Origin of the sequence: Mycobacterium sp. E796, from assembly GCF_001672815.1 — a bacterium.
Taxonomy (GTDB): domain Bacteria; phylum Actinomycetota; class Actinomycetes; order Mycobacteriales; family Mycobacteriaceae; genus Mycobacterium.
In genome coordinates, this window is record NZ_LZKK01000295.1 from 64,124 (window position 1) to 82,122 (window position 17,999).

The 17,999-nt window shown below is 68.5% G+C and carries 12 protein-coding genes; 9 read left to right on the forward strand and 3 right to left on the reverse strand.

What is annotated here, in order from left to right; genetic code table 11:
* The first annotated feature begins 37 nt into the window (after positions 1-37).
* The 5 genes from A5706_RS22575 to A5706_RS22595 all read left to right on the forward strand — a co-directional run bounded on the left by A5706_RS22575 (position 38) and on the right by A5706_RS22595 (position 4,758).
* Positions 38-532, forward strand: a complete 495-nt coding sequence (locus A5706_RS22575) for a MaoC family dehydratase (protein ID WP_068135535.1) — start codon at positions 38-40, stop codon at positions 530-532.
* Positions 532-1,353 (forward strand): CoA ester lyase, encoded by an 822-nt coding sequence (locus tag A5706_RS22580; protein ID WP_068135538.1) that lies wholly within the window; start codon positions 532-534, stop codon positions 1,351-1,353. The genes A5706_RS22575 and A5706_RS22580 overlap by 1 nt, the downstream gene beginning before the upstream one ends.
* 128 nt (positions 1,354-1,481) lie before the next feature.
* The gene (pdhA, locus tag A5706_RS22585; protein WP_068135540.1) at positions 1,482-2,573 is read left to right on the forward strand and encodes a pyruvate dehydrogenase (acetyl-transferring) E1 component subunit alpha; all 1,092 of its coding nucleotides are present in this window, start codon (positions 1,482-1,484) and stop codon (positions 2,571-2,573) included.
* Positions 2,570-3,604, forward strand: coding sequence for a 3-methyl-2-oxobutanoate dehydrogenase subunit beta (gene bkdB, locus A5706_RS22590; protein ID WP_068135544.1), 1,035 nt, complete (start codon positions 2,570-2,572; stop codon positions 3,602-3,604). Before pdhA ends, bkdB begins: the two co-directional genes overlap by 4 nt.
* Positions 3,601-4,758, forward strand: a complete 1,158-nt coding sequence (locus A5706_RS22595) for a dihydrolipoamide acetyltransferase family protein (RefSeq protein ID WP_068135546.1) — start codon at positions 3,601-3,603, stop codon at positions 4,756-4,758. The genes bkdB and A5706_RS22595 overlap by 4 nt, the downstream gene beginning before the upstream one ends.
* On the opposite strand, the gene A5706_RS22600 is transcribed toward A5706_RS22595, so the two are convergent.
* Positions 4,755-5,195, reverse strand: a complete 441-nt coding sequence (locus A5706_RS22600; protein WP_068135549.1) for a hypothetical protein — start codon at positions 5,193-5,195, stop codon at positions 4,755-4,757. The genes A5706_RS22595 and A5706_RS22600 overlap by 4 nt on opposite strands.
* A 262-nt stretch (positions 5,196-5,457) precedes the next feature.
* Between A5706_RS22600 and A5706_RS22605 the strand changes: the two genes are divergently transcribed.
* Positions 5,458-5,835, forward strand: a complete 378-nt coding sequence (locus tag A5706_RS22605; protein WP_068135551.1) for a DUF4189 domain-containing protein — start codon at positions 5,458-5,460, stop codon at positions 5,833-5,835.
* Between the two features lie 71 nt (positions 5,836-5,906).
* Here the strand turns inward: A5706_RS22605 and A5706_RS22610 are convergent, their stop codons facing one another.
* Positions 5,907-6,677 carry an enoyl-CoA hydratase gene (locus A5706_RS22610; protein ID WP_068135554.1) on the reverse strand — a complete coding sequence of 257 codons (771 nt, stop codon included), beginning with the start codon at positions 6,675-6,677 and terminating at the stop codon, positions 5,907-5,909.
* Between the two features lie 131 nt (positions 6,678-6,808).
* On the opposite strand from A5706_RS22610, the gene A5706_RS22615 reads away from it, so the two are divergent.
* Positions 6,809-7,057: a hypothetical protein gene (locus A5706_RS22615; protein ID WP_082964556.1), complete on the forward strand. Its 249-nt coding sequence runs from the start codon at positions 6,809-6,811 to the stop codon at positions 7,055-7,057.
* Between the two features lie 3 nt (positions 7,058-7,060).
* Here A5706_RS22615 and A5706_RS22620 read toward each other — a convergent pair whose 3' ends face one another.
* Positions 7,061-7,486 carry a nitroreductase/quinone reductase family protein gene (locus A5706_RS22620; protein WP_068135557.1) on the reverse strand — a complete coding sequence of 142 codons (426 nt, stop codon included), beginning with the start codon at positions 7,484-7,486 and terminating at the stop codon, positions 7,061-7,063.
* Between the two features lie 66 nt (positions 7,487-7,552).
* Here A5706_RS22620 and A5706_RS22625 point away from each other — a divergent pair, with 66 nt between their 5' ends.
* Together A5706_RS22625 and A5706_RS22630 are read left to right on the forward strand one after the other, a co-directional pair.
* Positions 7,553-8,116: a TetR/AcrR family transcriptional regulator gene (locus A5706_RS22625; RefSeq protein WP_068135560.1), complete on the forward strand. Its 564-nt coding sequence runs from the start codon at positions 7,553-7,555 to the stop codon at positions 8,114-8,116.
* Between the two features lie 107 nt (positions 8,117-8,223).
* Positions 8,224-17,883, forward strand: a complete 9,660-nt coding sequence (locus A5706_RS22630; protein ID WP_068135564.1) for a type I polyketide synthase — start codon at positions 8,224-8,226, stop codon at positions 17,881-17,883.
* The last annotated feature ends 116 nt before the right edge of the window (positions 17,884-17,999 follow it).

Below are 17,999 nucleotides of genomic sequence, written 5' to 3' on the forward strand. Positions count from 1 at the left end.
AGCGGCGAGAGGGACGGAGCGATGAGGAGCGGCGCTCATGACGGAACCCCGGTCGATTATCCAGCGGGGCTTGTGGTTTGAGGAGTTCGAGGTCGGCACGACCTACCTGCACCGCCCCGGTCGCACCGTCACCGAGGCCGACAACGTGTTGTTCACCACGCTGACGATGAACACCCAGTCGCTGCACTTGGACGCGGCGTGGGCCGCCGAGCAGCCGGGCTTTCGCGGCGAGCGACTGGTGAACTCGATGTTCACCCTCTCCACGCTGGTGGGGCTGTCGGTGGCGCAATTGACGCTCGGCACCATCGTCGCCAACCTCGGCTTCTCCGAGGTGTCGTTCCCCAAGCCCGTCTTCCACGGCGACACCCTGTACGCCGAGACCGTGTGCACGGACAAGCGAGAGTCGAAGAGCCGGCCCGGCGAGGGCATCGTCACCCTCGAGCACACCGGCCGCAACCAGCACGGCGACGTGGTGGCGCGGGCGGTGCGGAGCACCCTGGTACAAAAGCGGCCAGACACAGAGGAGTCGTGATGCACCTGCGCGCCGCCGGCCCGGCCTGGTTGTTCTGCCCGGCCGACCGTCCCGAGCGTTTCGCCAAGGCCGCCGCCGCGGCCGACGTCGTGATCCTCGACCTCGAGGACGGCGTGGCCGAGGCCGACAAGCCCGCCGCCCGCAAGGCGCTACGGGAGACCCCGCTGGACCCCGAGCGCACCGTGGTGCGGATCAACGCCGCCGGCACCGACGAGTACGCCCGCGACCTCGAGGCCCTGGCCGACACCGCCTACACCACGGTCATGCTCTCCAAGACCGAATCGGCCGCGCAGGTCACCGCGCTGGCGCCGCGCGAGGTGGTCGCGCTGATCGAGACGCCGCGCGGCGCGGTGTTCGTCACCGAAATCGCCGCGGCCGAGGGCACCACCGCCGTGATGTGGGGTGCCGAGGACCTGGTCGCCGCCCTCGGCGGCAGCTCCAGCCGGCTGCCCGACGGCACGTATCGCGACGTCGCCCGGCACGTGCGGTCGGCCGCCCTGCTCGCGGCGTCCGCGTTCGGCCGGATCGCGCTCGACGCCGTCCATCTGGACATCCGGGACATCGAGGGGCTGCGGGCCGAGGCCGACGACGCCGTCGCCGTGGGTTTCGACGCGACCGTCTGCATCCACCCCAGCCAGGTCGCCGTCGTGCGGGAGGCCTACCGCCCCAGCGAGGAGAAGCTGGACTGGGCGCGCCGGGTGCTGGCGGCCGCGCGCTCGGAGCGCGGCGTGTTCGCGTTCGAGGGACAGATGGTCGACTCGCCGGTGCTCAAGCACGCGGAGATGTTGCTGCGGCGGGCGGGCGAGTCCGCGTCGGAGTAAAGCGCGACACGTTTTCGCCCCAGCCGTGATCAACGCAGTGTCTTCGTATTTGGGCGCATAATGGGGGATACGCCAGTCTCGCGGCGAGCGCAGGCTCTCGGGTAGCTGGCGATCGCCAAGGAGGCGGTATGACGGAATTCGCTCAGAAGCCGATGACCGTCGACCTCGAGCCGGTCCAGCTCATCGCCGCCGACGGCACGCCGACCGCCGAGCCCCGCTACGGCCGCGACCTTCCGCCCGAGACGCTGTGCTGGCTCTACGAGATGATGGTCGTCACCCGCGAGCTCGACACCGAGTTCGTCAACCTGAAGCGCCAAGGGCAACTGGCCCTGTTCGCGTCGTGCCGCGGCCAGGAAGCCGCCCAGGTCGGCGCCGCGGCGTGCCTGCGCAAGACCGACTGGCTGTTTCCGCAATACCGTGAGCTCGGCGCCTATCTGGTGCGCGGCATCCCACCGGGGCACGTGGGGGCGGCGTGGCGGGGAACGTGGCATGGCGGCCTCGATTTCACCAAGAAATGCTGCGCCCCAATGTCGATCGCGATCGGCACGCAGACCCTGCACGCCGTCGGGGCGGCGATGGCCGCGCAACGCCTGAGGGAGGATTCGGTGACGGTGGCCTTCCTCGGGGACGGCGCCACCAGCGAGGGCGACGTGCACGAGGCGTTGAACTTCGCGGCCGTCTTCGCGACGCCGTGCGTGTTCTACGTGCAGAACAACCAGTGGGCGATTTCGGTGCCGGTCTCCAAGCAGACGGCCGCACCTTCCATCGCGCACAAGGCAATTGGTTACGGAATGCCCGGGGTCCGGGTGGACGGCAACGACGTCCTGGCGTGCTACGCGGTGACGGCCGAGGCCGCCGCCCGCGCCCGGGCCGGTGGCGGCCCGACGTTGATCGAGGCGGTCACCTACCGGCTCGGCCCGCACACCACTTCCGACGATCCGAGCCGATACCGCACCCAGGACGAAGTGGACCGGTGGGCGGCGCTGGACCCGATCCCCCGCTACCGCACGTACTTACAGGGCGAGGGCCTGTGGTCGCAACGCCTGGAGGAGCGGGTCACCGCGCGCGCGAAGCGGATGCGGTCCGAACTGCGCGACGCGGTGTTCGACGCGCCCGACTTCGACGTCGACGAGGTGTTCACGACGGTGTACGCCGAGATCACGCCCGGACTGGAGGCGCAGCGCCAACAGCTGCTGGCCGAACTGGGGAGGCTCGAATGACCCAGCTCGCCGAGCCCCCGGGCCTGCCCGCCCTTGATGCGGCAATCGGAGCGCAACAACTGACGATGGTGCAGGCGCTCAACCGCGCGCTGCACGACGCCATGGTCGCCGACGATCGCGTCCTGGTGTTCGGCGAGGACGTCTCCGTCGAAGGCGGGGTCTTCCGGGTGACCGAAGGGCTCGCCGAAACCTTCGGCGAGGAGCGGTGTTTCGACACGCCACTGGCGGAGTCGGCCATCATCGGCATCGCGGTCGGACTGGCGCTGCGCGGATTTGTCCCGGTGCCGGAGATCCAGTTCGACGGATTCTCCTACCCGGCCTTCGATCAGGTGGTCAGCCACCTGGCCAAGTACCACACCCGCACCCGTGGCGAGATCAACATGCCCGTCACGGTCCGGATCCCGTCGTTCGGCGGAATCGGCGCGGCCGAACATCATTCGGACTCCACCGAGTCCTACTGGGCGCACACCGCCGGCTTGAAGGTGGTGGTGCCATCAAGCCCGGGCGACGCCTATTGGTTGCTTCGCCATGCGATCGCCTGCCCCGACCCGGTGATGTACCTGGAGCCGAAGCGGCGCTATCAGGGCCGCGGCTTGGTCGACGTGAGCCGGCCGGAACCGCCGATCGGGCAGGCGATGGTGCGGCGCCCGGGCCGGGATGTGACCGTCATAACCTATGGCAGCCTGGTGAGCACCGCCGTGGCCACCGCGGAAGATGCGCAGCGCCAACACGATTGGAGCCTGGAGGTTATCGATCTGCGGTCACTGGTCCCGCTCGACTTCGACACGATCGCCGCGTCGATCCATCGGACCGGGCGCTGCGTGGTGTTGCACGAAGGACCCCGCAGCCTGGGCTACGGGGCCGGTCTGGCCGCCCGCATCCAGGAGGAGATGTTCTACGAGCTGGAGGCACCGGTGTTGCGCGCCTGTGGTTTTGACACGCCCTATCCGCCGGCCCGGTTGGAAAGGCTGTGGTTACCCGGCCCCGACCGGCTGCTGGACTGCGTCGAGCGCGTGCTGGGTCTGCCGTGAGCGCCGACCAGCGGGTCAAGCCGTTCCGGGTTCCCGACCTCGGCGAGGGGCTGGAAGAGGTGACGGTGTCGTGCTGGTACGTCGCCGCCGGCGACGAGGTCGAACTCAACCAGGTCTTGTGTTCGGTGGAGACCGCCAAGGCCGAGGTGGAAATCCCGAGCCCGTATGCCGGGCGAATCGTCGAGACCAATGGGGCCGAGGGCGATGTGCTCAAGGTCGGCGCGGTGCTGGTCCGCATCGACACCGCGCCCGCCGCCACCAACGGTGAGGCCGCGGCACCCACGTTGGTCGGCTACGGCGCCGACGCGGCCATCGACGCCAGCCGACGGGCCGCCCGGCCGCTCGCCGCCCCACCCGCGCGCAAGCTGGCCAAGGAACTCGCGGTCGACCTCGCCTCGATCCGGCGCGATGCGGGTGAGATCATCACCCGCGCCGACGTGCTGGCGGCCGCCCAGGGGACGGGGACCGACATTCGGCCGGTTCGCGGCGTGCAGGCCCGGATGGCCGAGAAGATGGCGTTGTCGCACAAGGAAATCCCGGCCGCCACGGTCAGCGTCGACGTTGACTGCAGCGCGCTGCTGCGGCTACGCGACCGTTGTCGTCCCGCTCACCCGGAGATCACGCCGTTCGTGCTGACGCTGCGGCTTCTCGTTATCGCCTTGGGCCGCAACATCATTCTCAACTCGACCTGGGTCGACTCGCCCGAGGGCCCGCAGGTCCAGGTCCATCGCGGCGTGCATCTGGGGTTTGGCGTGGCCACCGAGCGCGGGCTGCTGGTCCCGGTGATCACCGACGCGCAGAACAAGACGACCCGCGAACTGGCCAGCCGGACAGCCGAATTGATCGTCGGCGCGCGGGAGGGCAGCCTGACGCCCGCGCAGTTGCTGGGCTCGACGTTCACGGTGTCGAACTTCGGGGCGCTGGGCGTGGACGACGGCGTGCCGGTGATCAACCATCCGGAGGCGGCGATCCTGGGCATGGGAGCGATCAGGCCACGCCCGGTGGTCGTCGGCGACGAGGTCGTTGTCCGGTCGACGATGAGCCTGACGTGCGTATTCGATCACCGCGTCGCCGATGGCGCTCAGGTGGCGCAATTCGTCTGCGAGCTAAGGGATCTGATCGAGGCGCCCGAGACCGCCTTGCTCGACCTCTAGGACGTCGGCGTCGCCGTCGACGTCGGCGTCGGCGTCGCCGACGTCGAGGGGGTCTGTTCGATCTTTATCTGGTCGGTCTCGCTGTATCCCGCGGGTCGGCCGCAGGCGGGCAGGATGTAGGTTTGTTGGGCCGTTCCGGTGAGGGTGTTGGGATCCCACGTCATGTGCGAATTCGATCCGTACTGAGTGTAAGAACCGTCCGCGCAACTGATGTTGTTGAGCGTGTCGAGCACCCATTGGCCGTCGACCAACCGAGCCTGGCTGCCGCCGGCCCCAGCTTTTATCCAGATGCATCCGTCGCCACAGGAGTTGACGGTCCAACTGGTGGTCAGGGTTCCGCCGGAAGGCGTGGTCGCGGTCAAGGTGTAGCTGCCGTCCATGGTCGGCGTGTCAGCCCACGCCGTCCCGGCTGCGCCGACGACTAAACCGGCGAACATCGTGGTAATTACCAATCCTCGTCCGATGACCATGCTCGTGTTCCCCTCTGGATCCGTTCAGGTGCGCCGAGCGCTTTTGATGGTGTATCACAGGTTGCGCCCCGCCGCGATTTGAAAACCGGCCACTCGCGGCAAATGCGCAGGTCAGCGCGGTGACCGCCTGGCTGGTCTCGCGCCGGAGGCGGCGAAGGGGGAGAATCGTCTCCTCGCGTTTACCTGCGCCACTGCGGCGCAGCGCAACGGAAAAGGGGCGGGGAGCGCCATGAAGAAACGAGCAGTGGCAGCGATCGCGATCGGCATGGCATTCGCAGCAACGCCGCTCGCGCATGCCGACGACCCGTGGATCGCCATGGCGATCTCAGACTCCACGGGGAAGATCAAGTTCACCACTGGGGGAAGCAGCCAATCCGACGCGGAGAAGACGGTGATGTCGGCCTGTCGCAGCACGATCAGTGACTGCCGCCTTTTGGCCAGCGGGCAGGGGGGGTGCGTGGCGATTGCCATGCCTCCGGCGCACACCAGATACTTCGGCGGCTGGGGTGCCACACGTGCTGACGCGGAGGCGGCCGCCGTGGCGAACTCCGCCGGCGGAACGGTTCTGGCAGACCACACCCATTGCGCGGGGGATCCCACCGGCTAGTGCTCGACGTGAAACTTAACTGACTGCGACGCCCCTTGGCATGCCGCACGTCCGCGGGACGGGGTAGGCGGCTAACGGCGCCGCGCCGCGGCCAATCTGCTTGCGAATTCCGGCGATTGGATGGAGAACGCCTGCGGGCCCAGCTCCGTGCGCATGGCGAGGTCGTGCTGCTCGGTGTCGACCGATCCCGGGTTGATCGTGGCGCGCATCGTCGCCTTGGTCGCCAGCACCACGTCACGGGGAGCCGCCGCGGGACCCGCGGCCAGCTCCAGCGCCGCGGCGACGGGGTCGTCGGCGACGCTGAGCGCCAACCCGTGCCGCACAGCGGATTCGGCGTCGAAGCGCATCCCGAACAACAGGGCAGCGCGCGCGACCTGGGGACCCGCCGCGCGTTGCAGCATCCAGGTCGCGCCCCCGCCCGGGTGAAGGCCGAGCTTTTGAAAACGGGCGTCGAACAACGCGCCGGGCCCCGCGATGCGCACGTCGGCGGCCAGAGCCAGGTTCAGGCCCGCACCGACGGCCGCCCCGTTGACCGCGGCGATCGTGGGCAACCGGCAGTTGCCGACGGCCATGAATCCGTCGTAGATGCGCCGCAGCCCCGACTCTGCCGCACCCGCACCGGCGGCGCCCAGGGCGCTGAGGTCGGCGCCGGCGCAAAACGCCTTGCCCGCGCCGGTGACCACGACGGCGTGCACGTCGGGATCGGCTTCGGCCCGCTCCACGGCCTCCCGCAGCCGCGCCGACATCTCGTCGGTGAAGGCGTTGCGCCGATCGGGGTCGTTGACGGTGATGAGTGCGACGCGGGCGTCGACGCTGTACAGGACGGGGTCGGACTGGCTCACCCGGATAACGGTACTTGGCCCGCTCACCGGCCCAAACGCCCGCCAAGAATCCATTGAGGATCCCTCAAGCCCTCCCGCCGATGCTCGGTTCACGAGAACGAGCGATCCGGCATTCGACGGAAGGAGCACCCATGCGCGCCATGGCGGAGAAGAAGGCGGACAGGAAACTCGGATTCCTCCGGTTGGCGATGGTCTCTTCCGCCACCGCGATCATCATCGCGATCGGTATGGCAATCGCCTACTTCAACCTCCCGACCGCCGGCCAAGCGTGCTCCGTGCGGAACGCCACCGCACGCGATGCCGCCGGGCGGACGATGTTGTGCAACCCGACGATGGCGGCGGGCCACTACGCGGTCTGGCAGTACGCGCCAGGCGCTTAGCAACTAGGTGAAGTCGATCCGCACCGACACGGGCGTCGTTTCCAACGCCTTCACCATCTTGGCCCCCAGCCGTCCGAACTTACGGGCGCGCGCGACGACGTCGTCGTCCGGCCGGAATGTCGCGACCCCGGTGCGCCACCGTTTACCCTGTCGCAGACGGACATTCGGGTTGTCGGCGATGTTGTTGCCCCAGCCGGAGCGGCTGCCGTGCTGGCAGATCACCCACGCGCCGTCGTCGTCGAATTGGGCCGACACCGGAACACGGCGCGGCTGGCCGGTCTTGCGGCCGATGGTTTCCAGTTCGGTGGCCATGGCGGTGCGCACCCCGAGCGCACTCAGCCCCTTCACCGCGGGGTTGAGCAGATAGCGTCCGATCGCTCGTTCCCTGCGGAACTTTCGCAGCGTCTTCTGCTCGTTGGTGCTGGTCATGGCGCTCAGGCTAGTAGACCGATTGGTATAGTTCAAGCCTTAGGTGCAACGAAAGGCGGCGAAATTATGTCGGCGCGGGATGCGCTCATCGCCAGCGTCACCGGATTGGTGCGACGGCGGGGAGTGGCCGGAACGGGCCTCAACGCGCTGCTGGAGGACAGCGGTGTCGCCCGCAGAACCGTCTACCTGAACTTTCCCGGCGGCAAGGCCGAGCTCATCGCCGAAGCCACGCGCCTGGCGGGGGACGAGCTGACCGCGGTGATCCGGTCGGGCGACGACGGCGGCGATCCCGCCGAGGCGGTCCAGGCCTTCATCGACGCGTGGAAGGCGCAGCTAACCGCGACGCAGCTCCAAGCGGGCTGCCCGATCGTGGCGGCGGTCCTCGGTCGCTCCGAAGCGCCGGCGGCGGCGGAGGCGGCGCGCGCGGCCTTTTATGACTGGCAGACGATCCTCGCCGACCGCCTGGTCAGCTCCGGCGCCGATCGGGACGACGCACGCTCGCTGGCGACCCTCACGGTCGCCGCCATCGAAGGGGCCGTCATCCTCGCGATCGCGACGCAGTCGACCGATGCGCTCGACGACGTCGGACGTCACCTGATCGAGGTGATGAGGCTGCACCTGCCCGCGTAGCAGCCGGGCGCCGAAGCGAAAACGCACGTGCTCAGCCGCGCGCCAGCGGCTTTTCTGGGCTGGGCGGTTTCGCCGACGCCCCGTGCGTTCATCGGTATCGTCAAGCTGTGCTTGAGCATTCCATTCCCGAGGTCCTGCGGGAGCGTGCCAGTTCGCGGCCCAACGACCTGGCGTTCACCTATGTCGATTACGAGAACGACTGGGAGGGCGTTGCGGAAAGCCTGACGTGGTCGCAGCTGTATCGCCGCACGCTGAACCTCGCACGGGAACTCAAAGCCTGCAGCTCAACCGGCGACCGCGCCGTCATCCTGGCGCCACAGGGGCTCGAGTACGTCGTCGGCTTTCTCGGCGCGCTACAGGCCGGTCAGATCGCGGTTCCGCTGTCAATGCCGTTGGGTGGGGCCAGCGACGAGCGCGTCGCCGCCGTCCTGCACGACGCGTCGCCGTCGGCGATTCTCACCACATCCTCCGCCGTGGACATCATCGCCGAGTACGCGAAGTCGGAGCCCGGCGCGCCGTCGGTCGTCGAGGTCGATCGGCTGGATCTCGACGCTCGGCAAACGGTCGCCGCGGACACCGATGGCCAGACGAGCGTTGCGCATCTGCAGTACACCTCCGGGTCGACCCGTACCCCGGCGGGAGTTGTCGTTTCGCACAAGAACATTCAGGTCAACTGCGAGCAGATCATGGCCATGTACTACGAGGCGGACGGCGGGATGGCCCCGCCGGACACCACCGTGGTGTCGTGGCTGCCGCTCTTCCACGACATGGGCCTGATCCTGGGCATCGCCTTCCCGGTCCTGTGGGGATTCCCCACCGTGCTCACCAGCCCGCCGTCCTTCCTGCAGCGACCGGCGCGGTGGATGCAAATGTTGGCCGGCAATCCGCATGCCTTCTCGGCGGCGCCCAACATCGCGTTCGAATTGGCTACCCGAAAAACCTCCGACGACGACCTGGCCGGGCTTGACCTCGGGGGCGTGCATACCATCCTCAATGGCGCCGAACGCGTGAACCCACCGACGCTGTGGCGCTTCGCGGACCGGTTCGCCCGCTTCAACTTCCGCCCCGAGGCGTTGCGTCCCTCATACGGACTCGCGGAGGCCACGCTCGTGGTGGCGACCCGCCAGGCGGGTCACCCCCCGGTGACAGTGTCTTTCGATTCAGAGCAGATGACCGCTGGCCGTGGCGAGCGGTGCGCGGACGGTGCCGGTATCCCGCTGGTCAGTTACGGCATGCCGAAGTGGCCGATCGTGCGAATCGTCGACCCCGAGACGAGCATGGAGTGCCCGGAGGGAACGGTCGGCGAGATCTGGACGATCGGCGAGAACGTCTGCTCGGGTTACTGGCAGAAACCCGAAGAGACAGAACGTGTCTTCGGCAGAACGATCGTCGGCGCGTCGGACGGCACACCGGAAGGGCCGTGGCTGCGGACGGGGGACCTGGGCTTCTACTCCGAAGGCGAGATGTTCATCGTCGGCCGGATCAAGGATCTCTTGATCGTCTACGGGCGCAACCATTCTCCCGACGACATCGAGGCGACGATCCAGGAGATCACCCGCGGCCGCTGCGTGGCGATCGCGGTTTCGGATGATGACGGTCCCGAGAAACTCGTCACAATCGTCGAACTCAAGCCCGGCGGCGATTCCGAAGAGGACGCGCAACGGTTGATCGCCACCCGGCGTGAAATCATCGCAGCGATATCGAGGACGCACGAACTGAGCGTCGCGGATCTCGTTCTGGTGCCCCCACATTCGATTCCTCTCACCACGAGCGGCAAGGTGAGGCGACGGGATTGCTCGAAGCTTTATCGGCAGGGCGCGTTCACCCGTTTGGACGCGCACATCGGCCCGTCACAGCCGCGCGCGGTCGAGGACACCGCCGCGGAAGCCGGGACCGACTCGGGATTGGCCCAACGTGTTCGCACGCTAAGCCAGCAGCAACACGACCTGCTGGTGGGGATGGTCTGCGAGCAGGCGGCGGCGGTGTTGGGGCGTCCGAGCCCGGACGACATCGACCCCGGGTCTGCGTTTCGGGACCTGGGTTTTGACTCGGTGAAAGCCACCGAATTGCTCGACCGGCTGAAGACCGAAACCGAGCTGCCGTTGCCGCCCACGCTGGCGTTCGACTATCCCACTCCCGACGAGTTGGCTGCTCACCTGGCCCAGCTGTTGATCGGGCCGGTCGCGGCCGCCTCGCCGGTGGAATCGCAGGTGGCGGTGGACGAGCCAATTGCGGTGGTGGGCATGGCATGTCGGTTCCCGGGTGGGGTGGATTCGCCGGCGGCGTTGTGGGATTTGGTGGCCAGCGGCACCGACGCCGTCGGGGGTTTTCCGGTCGATCGTGGCTGGAATTTGGGGGAGTTGTTCGACCCCGACCCGGATGCGGTGGGCAAGACCTACACCCGCTCCGGAGGATTCTTGGCGGACGCAGCCGGGTTCGACGCGGAGTTCTTCGGCATCTCGGCGCGGGAGGCCCAAACCATGGATCCCCAGCAGCGGTTGCTGTTGGAGGTGTGTTGGGAGGCGTTGGAGACAGCGCGGATTGATCCGGCCGGTTTGGTGCGCTCGCAGACCGGGGTGTTCGTCGGCGCATGGTCGCAGACCTACGGGTCGGGCGGCTCCGACGGTGCCGAGGGCTACGCACTGACGGGTCTCTCCCCGAGCGTGGCCTCGGGGCGGGTCGCCTATGCGTTGGGATTGCAGGGCCCGGCCATCACTTTGGACACGGCCTGTTCCTCGTCGTTGGTGGCCACGCATTTGGCGTGTCAGTCGCTGCGCAACGGCGAGTCTTCTCTGGCGTTGGCGGGCGGGGTGACGGTGATGGCGACGCCGTCGGTGTTTGTCGAGTTCGCCCGCCAGCGCGGCCTGGCCGCCGATGGGCGCTGTAAAGCCTTCTCCGCCAACGCTGATGGCACCGGCTGGGGCGAGGGGGCGGCGGTGCTGGTGTTGGAGCGGCTCGGTGATGCCCAACGCAACGGCCATCCGGTGTTGGCGGTGATCGCGGGCTCGGCGATCAACCAGGACGGCGCCTCCAACGGGTTGACCGCCCCGAACGGGCCCTCCCAGCAACGCGTCATCACCCAGGCCGTGGCCAACGCCGGGATCGGGTTGGATCAGGTCGATGTGGTCGAGGCGCACGGCACCGGGACCACGTTGGGTGATCCGATCGAGGCCGGTGCGCTGATCGCGACCTATGGGGCGGCGCGCTCGGCGGATCACCCGTTGTGGGTGGGGTCGATCAAGTCGAATATCGGTCACACCCAGGCCGCGGCGGGGGTGGCGGGGTTGATCAAGATGATCGAGGCGCTGCGCCACGACAGTTTGCCGCCGACGTTGAACGTGGATCGCCCGAGCCCGCATGTGGATTGGTCGGCGGGCACGGTACGGCTGTTGACCGAACCGACACCGTGGCCGGAGAGTGATCATCCGCGCACGGCGGCGGTGTCGTCGTTCGGAATCAGCGGTACCAACGCCCACGTCATCCTCCAACAAGCCCCCGAAGCGTCGGTCGTGCCGGCCGAAGAACCCGAGGGTGTCGACTTCGGGCTGCGGGTGTGGCCGGTGTCGGCGCGCACCCCGGCGGCGTTGCGCGCCCAAGCCGACCGGCTGCACCAACATCTGCTCGGTCACCCGGAGCTGGATTTGACCGATGTGGCGTTCAGCCTGGCCACCACCCGCGCTCATCACCCGTATCGGGCGGTGATCACAGCCGGTGCGCGCGAGGAGGTGTTGGGTGCGTTGGCCGCGTTGCGCGACGGCCAGCCCCACCCACAGCTCACGCAGCATCACTTCTTGGCCCACCTGCGCGGCAAGACGGTGTTCGTGTTGCCCGGGCAGGGTGGCCAGCATCCGGGGATGGGCCGCGAACTGTATGAACAGCATCCGGTGTTTGCCGCGATGGTCGATGACTGCGACGAGGCGTTGCGACCGTTCACCGGCTGGTCGGTGCGCGATGTGCTGCTGCAAGACCCGGGGGCGCCCGGGTTGGAGCGGGTCGATGTGGTGCAGCCGGTGTTGTTCACCCTGATGGTCTCGCTGGCCGAAGTGCTCGGTCATTACGGCATCACCCCGGATGCGGTGATCGGGCATTCCCAGGGCGAGATCGCCGCCGCCTATTTAGCCGGGGTGTTCACCTTGCCTGAGGCCGCCAAGATCGTGGCCCGGCGCAGCCAGGCACTGAGCGCGCTATGCGGGTCGGGGGCGATGGCCTCGGTGCTGTTGGCCGCCGAGCAACTCGAGCCGCTGCTGGCGCCGTGGGGACCGGCGCTGAGTATCTCGGCGATCAACGGGCCCACCCACACCCTGATCAGCGGCGAGCCCGCCGCGCTCAAGGAATTCAGCGCGGCGTGTGAGCGTGACGGCATCCAGATCCGGGCCATCGCGGTCGATTACGCCTCGCACTGCGCCCAGGTCGAGGCGGTGCGCGAACGTCTGCTCTCCGAGTTGGGTGAGCTCAACCCCGCCCTGGCGAGCATTCCGCTGTATTCGACCGTGGGGCAGGCGGTTTCGGCTGAGCCGCTGGATACCACCACGATGGACGCCGACTACTGGTATCGCAACCTGCGCCAACCGGTGCACTTTCATGACCGGGTGACCGCCCGGCTGGCCGCCGGCGAGTGCACCTTCGTGGAGCTGTCCCCGCATCCGGTGTTGGCGCCCGCGCTGGCCGACACGCTGGCCCAAACCCCGGCCCGCACCCAATCCGCGGTCGTCGTCACCCTGCACCGCGACCGGCCCGACCACGACAGCCTGGCCATGACGCTGGCCCAGCTACACACCCACGGCCACAGCCCCTCCTGGCTCGCCCTGTACCCGCACGCCCACACCGTCGCCCTACCCACCTACCCCTTCGACCACCGCCGCTACTGGCTCGCTCCCACGCCGGTCGACGACGCCGCCGCCCTTGGTCTGGACCGCGCCGAGCATCCCTTGCTGGGTGCGGTCGCCGAATTGGCCGACGAAGACCAGATCATGGTCAGTGGGCGGCTGTCGACGACCACCCAGGAGTGGCTGGGCGGGCACCGGGTCAACGACACCATCTTGTTCCCAGCGACGGGCTTCATCGAGGTGATCCTGCGGGCCGGGGAGCTTGCCGGTGCCCCGACGATCGACGAGCTGATCCTGCACACCGCCCTGACCTTGTCGGAGCAGGCGCCGACCGACCTGCAGGTCCTCGTGCATCCGCTCGACGAGCTGGGCCGTCGCCCGTTCAGCGTGCACTCGCGCGCCGGCGGCCAGCTTCGTGCCGCGTGGACGCTGCACGCCAGCGGAGCGCTCACCGTCCGCCAGCCGGCCGCCGGTTCCCCGCCGCCGGCGTTGGGTGCGGAGGCGCTCGACCAGGACGACTTCTACGACCGGCTGGCCCAGCAGGGCTACAACTACGGCGGTACGTTCCGATCCGTCCGGAGCATCGCTTCGGATGCGGCCCGACCCGACGTCGTCTACGCCGAGGTGGCGCTGCCCGCCGGCACCGACGTCGCCGGCTACGGCATTCACCCGGCCCTGCTTGACGCGGCCCTGCACCCGCTGGCCTCCGCGCTGGACGGAAATGACTCGGGATCGCCGCGACTTCCGTACGCGTTCAACGGGATTGCCCTACATGCCACCGGGGCTACCGAGCTGCACGTGCACCTCACCCGGACCGGCGAGGACACGTTCACGCTGCACGCCACCGACCCCACCGGCGCTGCGGTGATCACCATCGGCGCGGTGACGTTGCGCGCCATGTCCGACCAGATCGGCCGGCCCGCGTCGATGGCCGGGCTTTCCGAGAGCATGTTCGAGCTGACCTGGCCGTCGCTGCCCGACCTGCCCGGTGGGTCCGCGGACCGACCATCCGCATGGGCGGTGTGCGCCGATTCACCCGAGCAGTTGCCGGATGGCCTGTCCCGCGGCGCAATTCACGACGACCTGACCAGCTTGACCCCCTGCCCCGAGCTGGTCATCTGGGCCCTACCGCGACCCGCCGAAACCGATCCGCTGCGGCGGGTCCACGCCCTGACCCGCCATGCCTTGGCCCAGCTTCAGGGCTGGCTGACTCGTCCCGACATTGCCAACGCCCATTTGGTGATCCTCACCCGCCGTGCGGTCAGCATCGGTGCGTATGACGATGTCCCAGATTTGGCGCACGCCGCGGTCTGGGCGCTGATCCACACCGCCCAAAACGAACACCCAGACCGCATCACCCTGATTGACACCGACGACACCCGAGCCACCGCCGCCACCCTGCTGGCCATCGTCTCGGCGCGACCGGCGGGCGAGCCGGAGTTGGCCCTGCGCAACGGTATTGTCCACATCCCCCGTGTGGCCCGCATCCCAACGCTGACCCCACCGGACGGTGCCGAATGGCAGTTGGGCACCACCGGTAAAGGTGACCTGACCAACCTGACCCTGCTCCCCACCGATGGGCCAATTACCCTGGAATCAGGGCAGATTCGCGTTCAGATACGGGCCGCCGGGCTGAACTTCCGTGACGTGGTGGTCGCCTTGGGCGCGATCGCCGACGACGGAATGGGCAGCGAAGCAGCGGGGGTCGTCATCGACGCGGCCCCCGGCGCATCGCTGCGTCCCGGTGATGCGGTGATGGGGATTTTCCCGCATAACGCGTTCGCGCCCACCGCGATCGCCGACGAGCGCATGGTGGTGGCCGTCCCGGACGGATGGTCGTTCACCCAGGCCGCATCCGCGCCGATCGTGTTTCTCACCGCCTACGCCGCCTTGGTCGAGATCGCCGGGCTCTCGGCCGGCCAACGCGTGCTCATCCACGCCGGCGCCGGAGGCGTCGGGCAGGCCGCCATCCAGATCGCCCGTCACCTCGGTGCGGAGGTGTTCGCCACTGCCCACCCGAACAAACACCACGTGCTGGTCGATCTGGGGCTCGACCCCGCCCACATCGCGTCGTCACGCACCCTGGACTTCGTCGACACCTTCAAAGCCGCCACCGATGGGCAGGGCATGGACGTCGTGCTCAACAGCCTCGCCGGCGAGTTCATCGACGCGTCGCTGCAACTGCTGCCCCGCGGAGGCAGTTTCGTCGAAATCGGCAAGACCGACATCCGCCGGGCCGACGACATCGCCGCGTCCCATCCGGGGGTCGGCTATCAGGTCTACGACCTGTCGAGCGCACCGGCGCAGGCCCTGCAGCCCGCATGGGTGGCCCTGACCGAAATGTTCGCCGCCGGCGTCCTCAAGCCGCTGCCGACCACGAGCTACGGCCTGCTGAACGCCCCGCAAGCCTTCCGCGACATGAGCCAAGCCCGCCACACCGGAAAGATCGTGCTGATCCCGCCCGCGGTATTGGATCCTCAAGGCACCGCGCTCATCACGGGCGGCACCGGGATGCTGGGCGCGCTGTTCGCCGAACACCTGATCACCCGCTACGGCGTCGAACGTCTATTGCTGTTGTCTCGCAGCGGAATCGACGCGCCCGGGGCCGGCGAACTACAAGAGCGGCTGACCGGGCTCGGTGCCCAAGTCGCGATCGCCGCGTGCGACACCAGCAACCCCGCCGAGGTGGCCGCAGCACTCGACACGATCCCCGCCGACCACCCGTTGACCGCGGTGATCCACGCCGCGGGTGTCCTTGACGACGCGCTGGTGACCGACCTGAGCCCCGAACAGCTCGACGCGGTCCTCGCCGCGAAGGCCGACGCTGCCTGGCACCTGCATCACCTCACCGCCGACCGCGACCTGGCCGCGTTCGTCCTGTTCTCCTCGGCCGCGGGCATCCTGGGCAGCGCCGGGCAGGCCAACTACGCGGCCGCCAACGCGTTCCTGGACGCGCTGGCCCGCCACCGCCATCACACTCAACGCCAGGCCACCAGCGTGGCCTGGGGCTATTGGCAAACCCCATCCGGGATGACCGCCCACCTCAGCACCAGCGACCTGACCCGCCTGAGCAGCACCGGGCTCACCCCCATCAGCAACGACCATGGCCTGGCGCTCTTCGACGCCGCGCTCACCAGTCAGCCGACCAACCTGCTGGCCAGCCCGTTCAACACCGCCGCGTTGGCCCGCCAGGCCCGCAACGGCACGCTGGACCCCATCCTGTCCGCGCTGACCACCAGCCGCCGCCAGGCCGCGACCGCCAGCCCACGCACGCTGGCCACCACGCTGGCCACCCAAACGCCGCAACAGCGGCTGGACACTCTCACCGCGATGGTTACCGCCACCACGGCCGCCGTGCTGGCCCACCCCGACCCGGCCGCCCTCGACCCCGAGATTCCCTTCAAGGAACTCGGCATTGACTCCCTGACGGCGCTGGAACTGCGCAACACGGTGAACCAACGCACCGGCCTGACACTGCCTGCCACGATGGCCTTCGATCACCCCACCCCGGCGAAGCTCGCCGGGCACCTCGCGGAGTTGCTGACCGACACCGCCGCGCCCGCCGCGCCGGCGGCTCAGGTCAGCACCCGTGGCGACGAGCCGGTGGACAATCGGCTCGCATACCTGGATCAGGCGGCGTTTTTGGCGCTGCGAGCGGTGCACGGCGCGCTGATTCAGGTCACCTGGATCTACGACCGTGCCATCGACGTCGAGGGACTAAAACGTTTTCACCGCAACCTCGGCCGGGGGTTGTTGGGGCGCCGGATCGAACGGTCCACATTGCCATTCGCGCGCGATCGCTGGGTGCAGGCACCGCCGCCGGAGGAGATCGACTTCGCCGCGACGCCACGCCCGCGTGCCGAGGTGAACGCGTGGGCCGATGAGCGGGCCCGCCTACCCATCGACCCGGAGTGGGGACCGGCCTGGCACCTCGGCGTGCTTCCGCTCGACGACGGCGGCACCGCGGTAAGCCTGGTGGCCTCGCACACGATCGTCGACGCCATCGCGTTCGGCCAGGCGATAGAAGACGCCGCCGAGGGCAGGACGCGCGATCTGAGCTATCCGCCCGCGGGATCGCGCACCCTCGGGCGGGCCGTGCGCGAGGATTTCCGGCAAACCGTCAAAGACCTGCCCGACATAGGGCACGCGTTGGCCGCGGTGGCTCGCCGGGCCCGGCGCGATCGCAAGGAACTCAACTCATCGTTCAAGGCGGCACCGCCGTCGCCGAGGAAGGCGGCCGACGACCGGCCGGTAGAGGTGCCCGCCCTCACGGCATACGTCGACCTTGCCGAATGGGATGCCCGCGCGAAAAGCCTTGGCGCAAGCAGCAACTCACTGGTGGCGGGTATCGCGTGCCGGCTCGCGGTGCGGCTGGGCCGGGTTCAAGACGACGGGACCGTCACCCTCCGATTCATGGTGACGCTGCGCACCGATGGCGATACCCGAGGCAACGCGCTTACCAGCGTCGACGTTCCGGTCGACCCGACGCATGCGGCGACGGACCTGGCCGATATGCAGGCCAAGATCACGCAAACGATCCTCGAGGCGATGGAGGACCCCGATAACGAGTGGCTGGCGCCGCTGCCGCTGGCCGCGTTGACGCCGGTATGGGCGGCCAGGAAGGTCGCGGGGATGGCGACGGGTGGCTCCACCCTGCCGGTCACTTGCTCCAACGTCGGTGACCTGTCCCCGTCGGCGAACCGCCCCGACGGCACCGACGCCGATTACGCGTACATGAGAAACCTCGAGCCCGATATGAAGCAAAGCACGCTCGAGGCCATGGGCGGACAATTGTTCCTGGGTTCGGGGCGGGGCCGCGGCAAGATGTTCATCCGAATCTCGGCATATCTTCTCGGGCGGTCGAACACCAAAGAGGAGCTACGGGAAAGCGTGTCGCGCACGTTCGCCGAATTCAACCTGAACGCAGAGATCGACTGCTAATCGCGGCGCGTCGGGGCCGTTGCAACCGATTGCGTAGCGGCTTTCGGTATCGACCAAATCTCTGGTTGCCTTGTACCGCAACGTGTTTGAGCTGACCCGGCGCGGTTCAGAAAATC

What these genes read in the sequence shown, in the direction of transcription:
- A5706_RS22575 (WP_068135535.1), top strand. Translation starts at nt 38, where the DNA reads ATGACGGAACCCCGGTCGATTATCCAGCGGGGCTTGTGGTTTGAGGAG.
- A5706_RS22580 (WP_068135538.1), top strand. Translation starts at nt 532, where the DNA reads ATGCACCTGCGCGCCGCCGGCCCGGCCTGGTTGTTCTGCCCGGCCGAC.
- pdhA (WP_068135540.1), top strand. Translation starts at nt 1,482, where the DNA reads ATGACGGAATTCGCTCAGAAGCCGATGACCGTCGACCTCGAGCCGGTC.
- bkdB (WP_068135544.1), top strand. Translation starts at nt 2,570, where the DNA reads ATGACCCAGCTCGCCGAGCCCCCGGGCCTGCCCGCCCTTGATGCGGCA.
- A5706_RS22600 (WP_068135549.1), bottom strand. Translation starts at nt 5,195, where the DNA reads ATGTTCGCCGGTTTAGTCGTCGGCGCAGCCGGGACGGCGTGGGCTGAC.
- A5706_RS22605 (WP_068135551.1), top strand. Translation starts at nt 5,458, where the DNA reads ATGAAGAAACGAGCAGTGGCAGCGATCGCGATCGGCATGGCATTCGCA.
- A5706_RS22615 (WP_082964556.1), top strand. Translation starts at nt 6,809, where the DNA reads ATGCGCGCCATGGCGGAGAAGAAGGCGGACAGGAAACTCGGATTCCTC.
- A5706_RS22620 (WP_068135557.1), bottom strand. Translation starts at nt 7,486, where the DNA reads ATGACCAGCACCAACGAGCAGAAGACGCTGCGAAAGTTCCGCAGGGAA.
- A5706_RS22625 (WP_068135560.1), top strand. Translation starts at nt 7,553, where the DNA reads ATGTCGGCGCGGGATGCGCTCATCGCCAGCGTCACCGGATTGGTGCGA.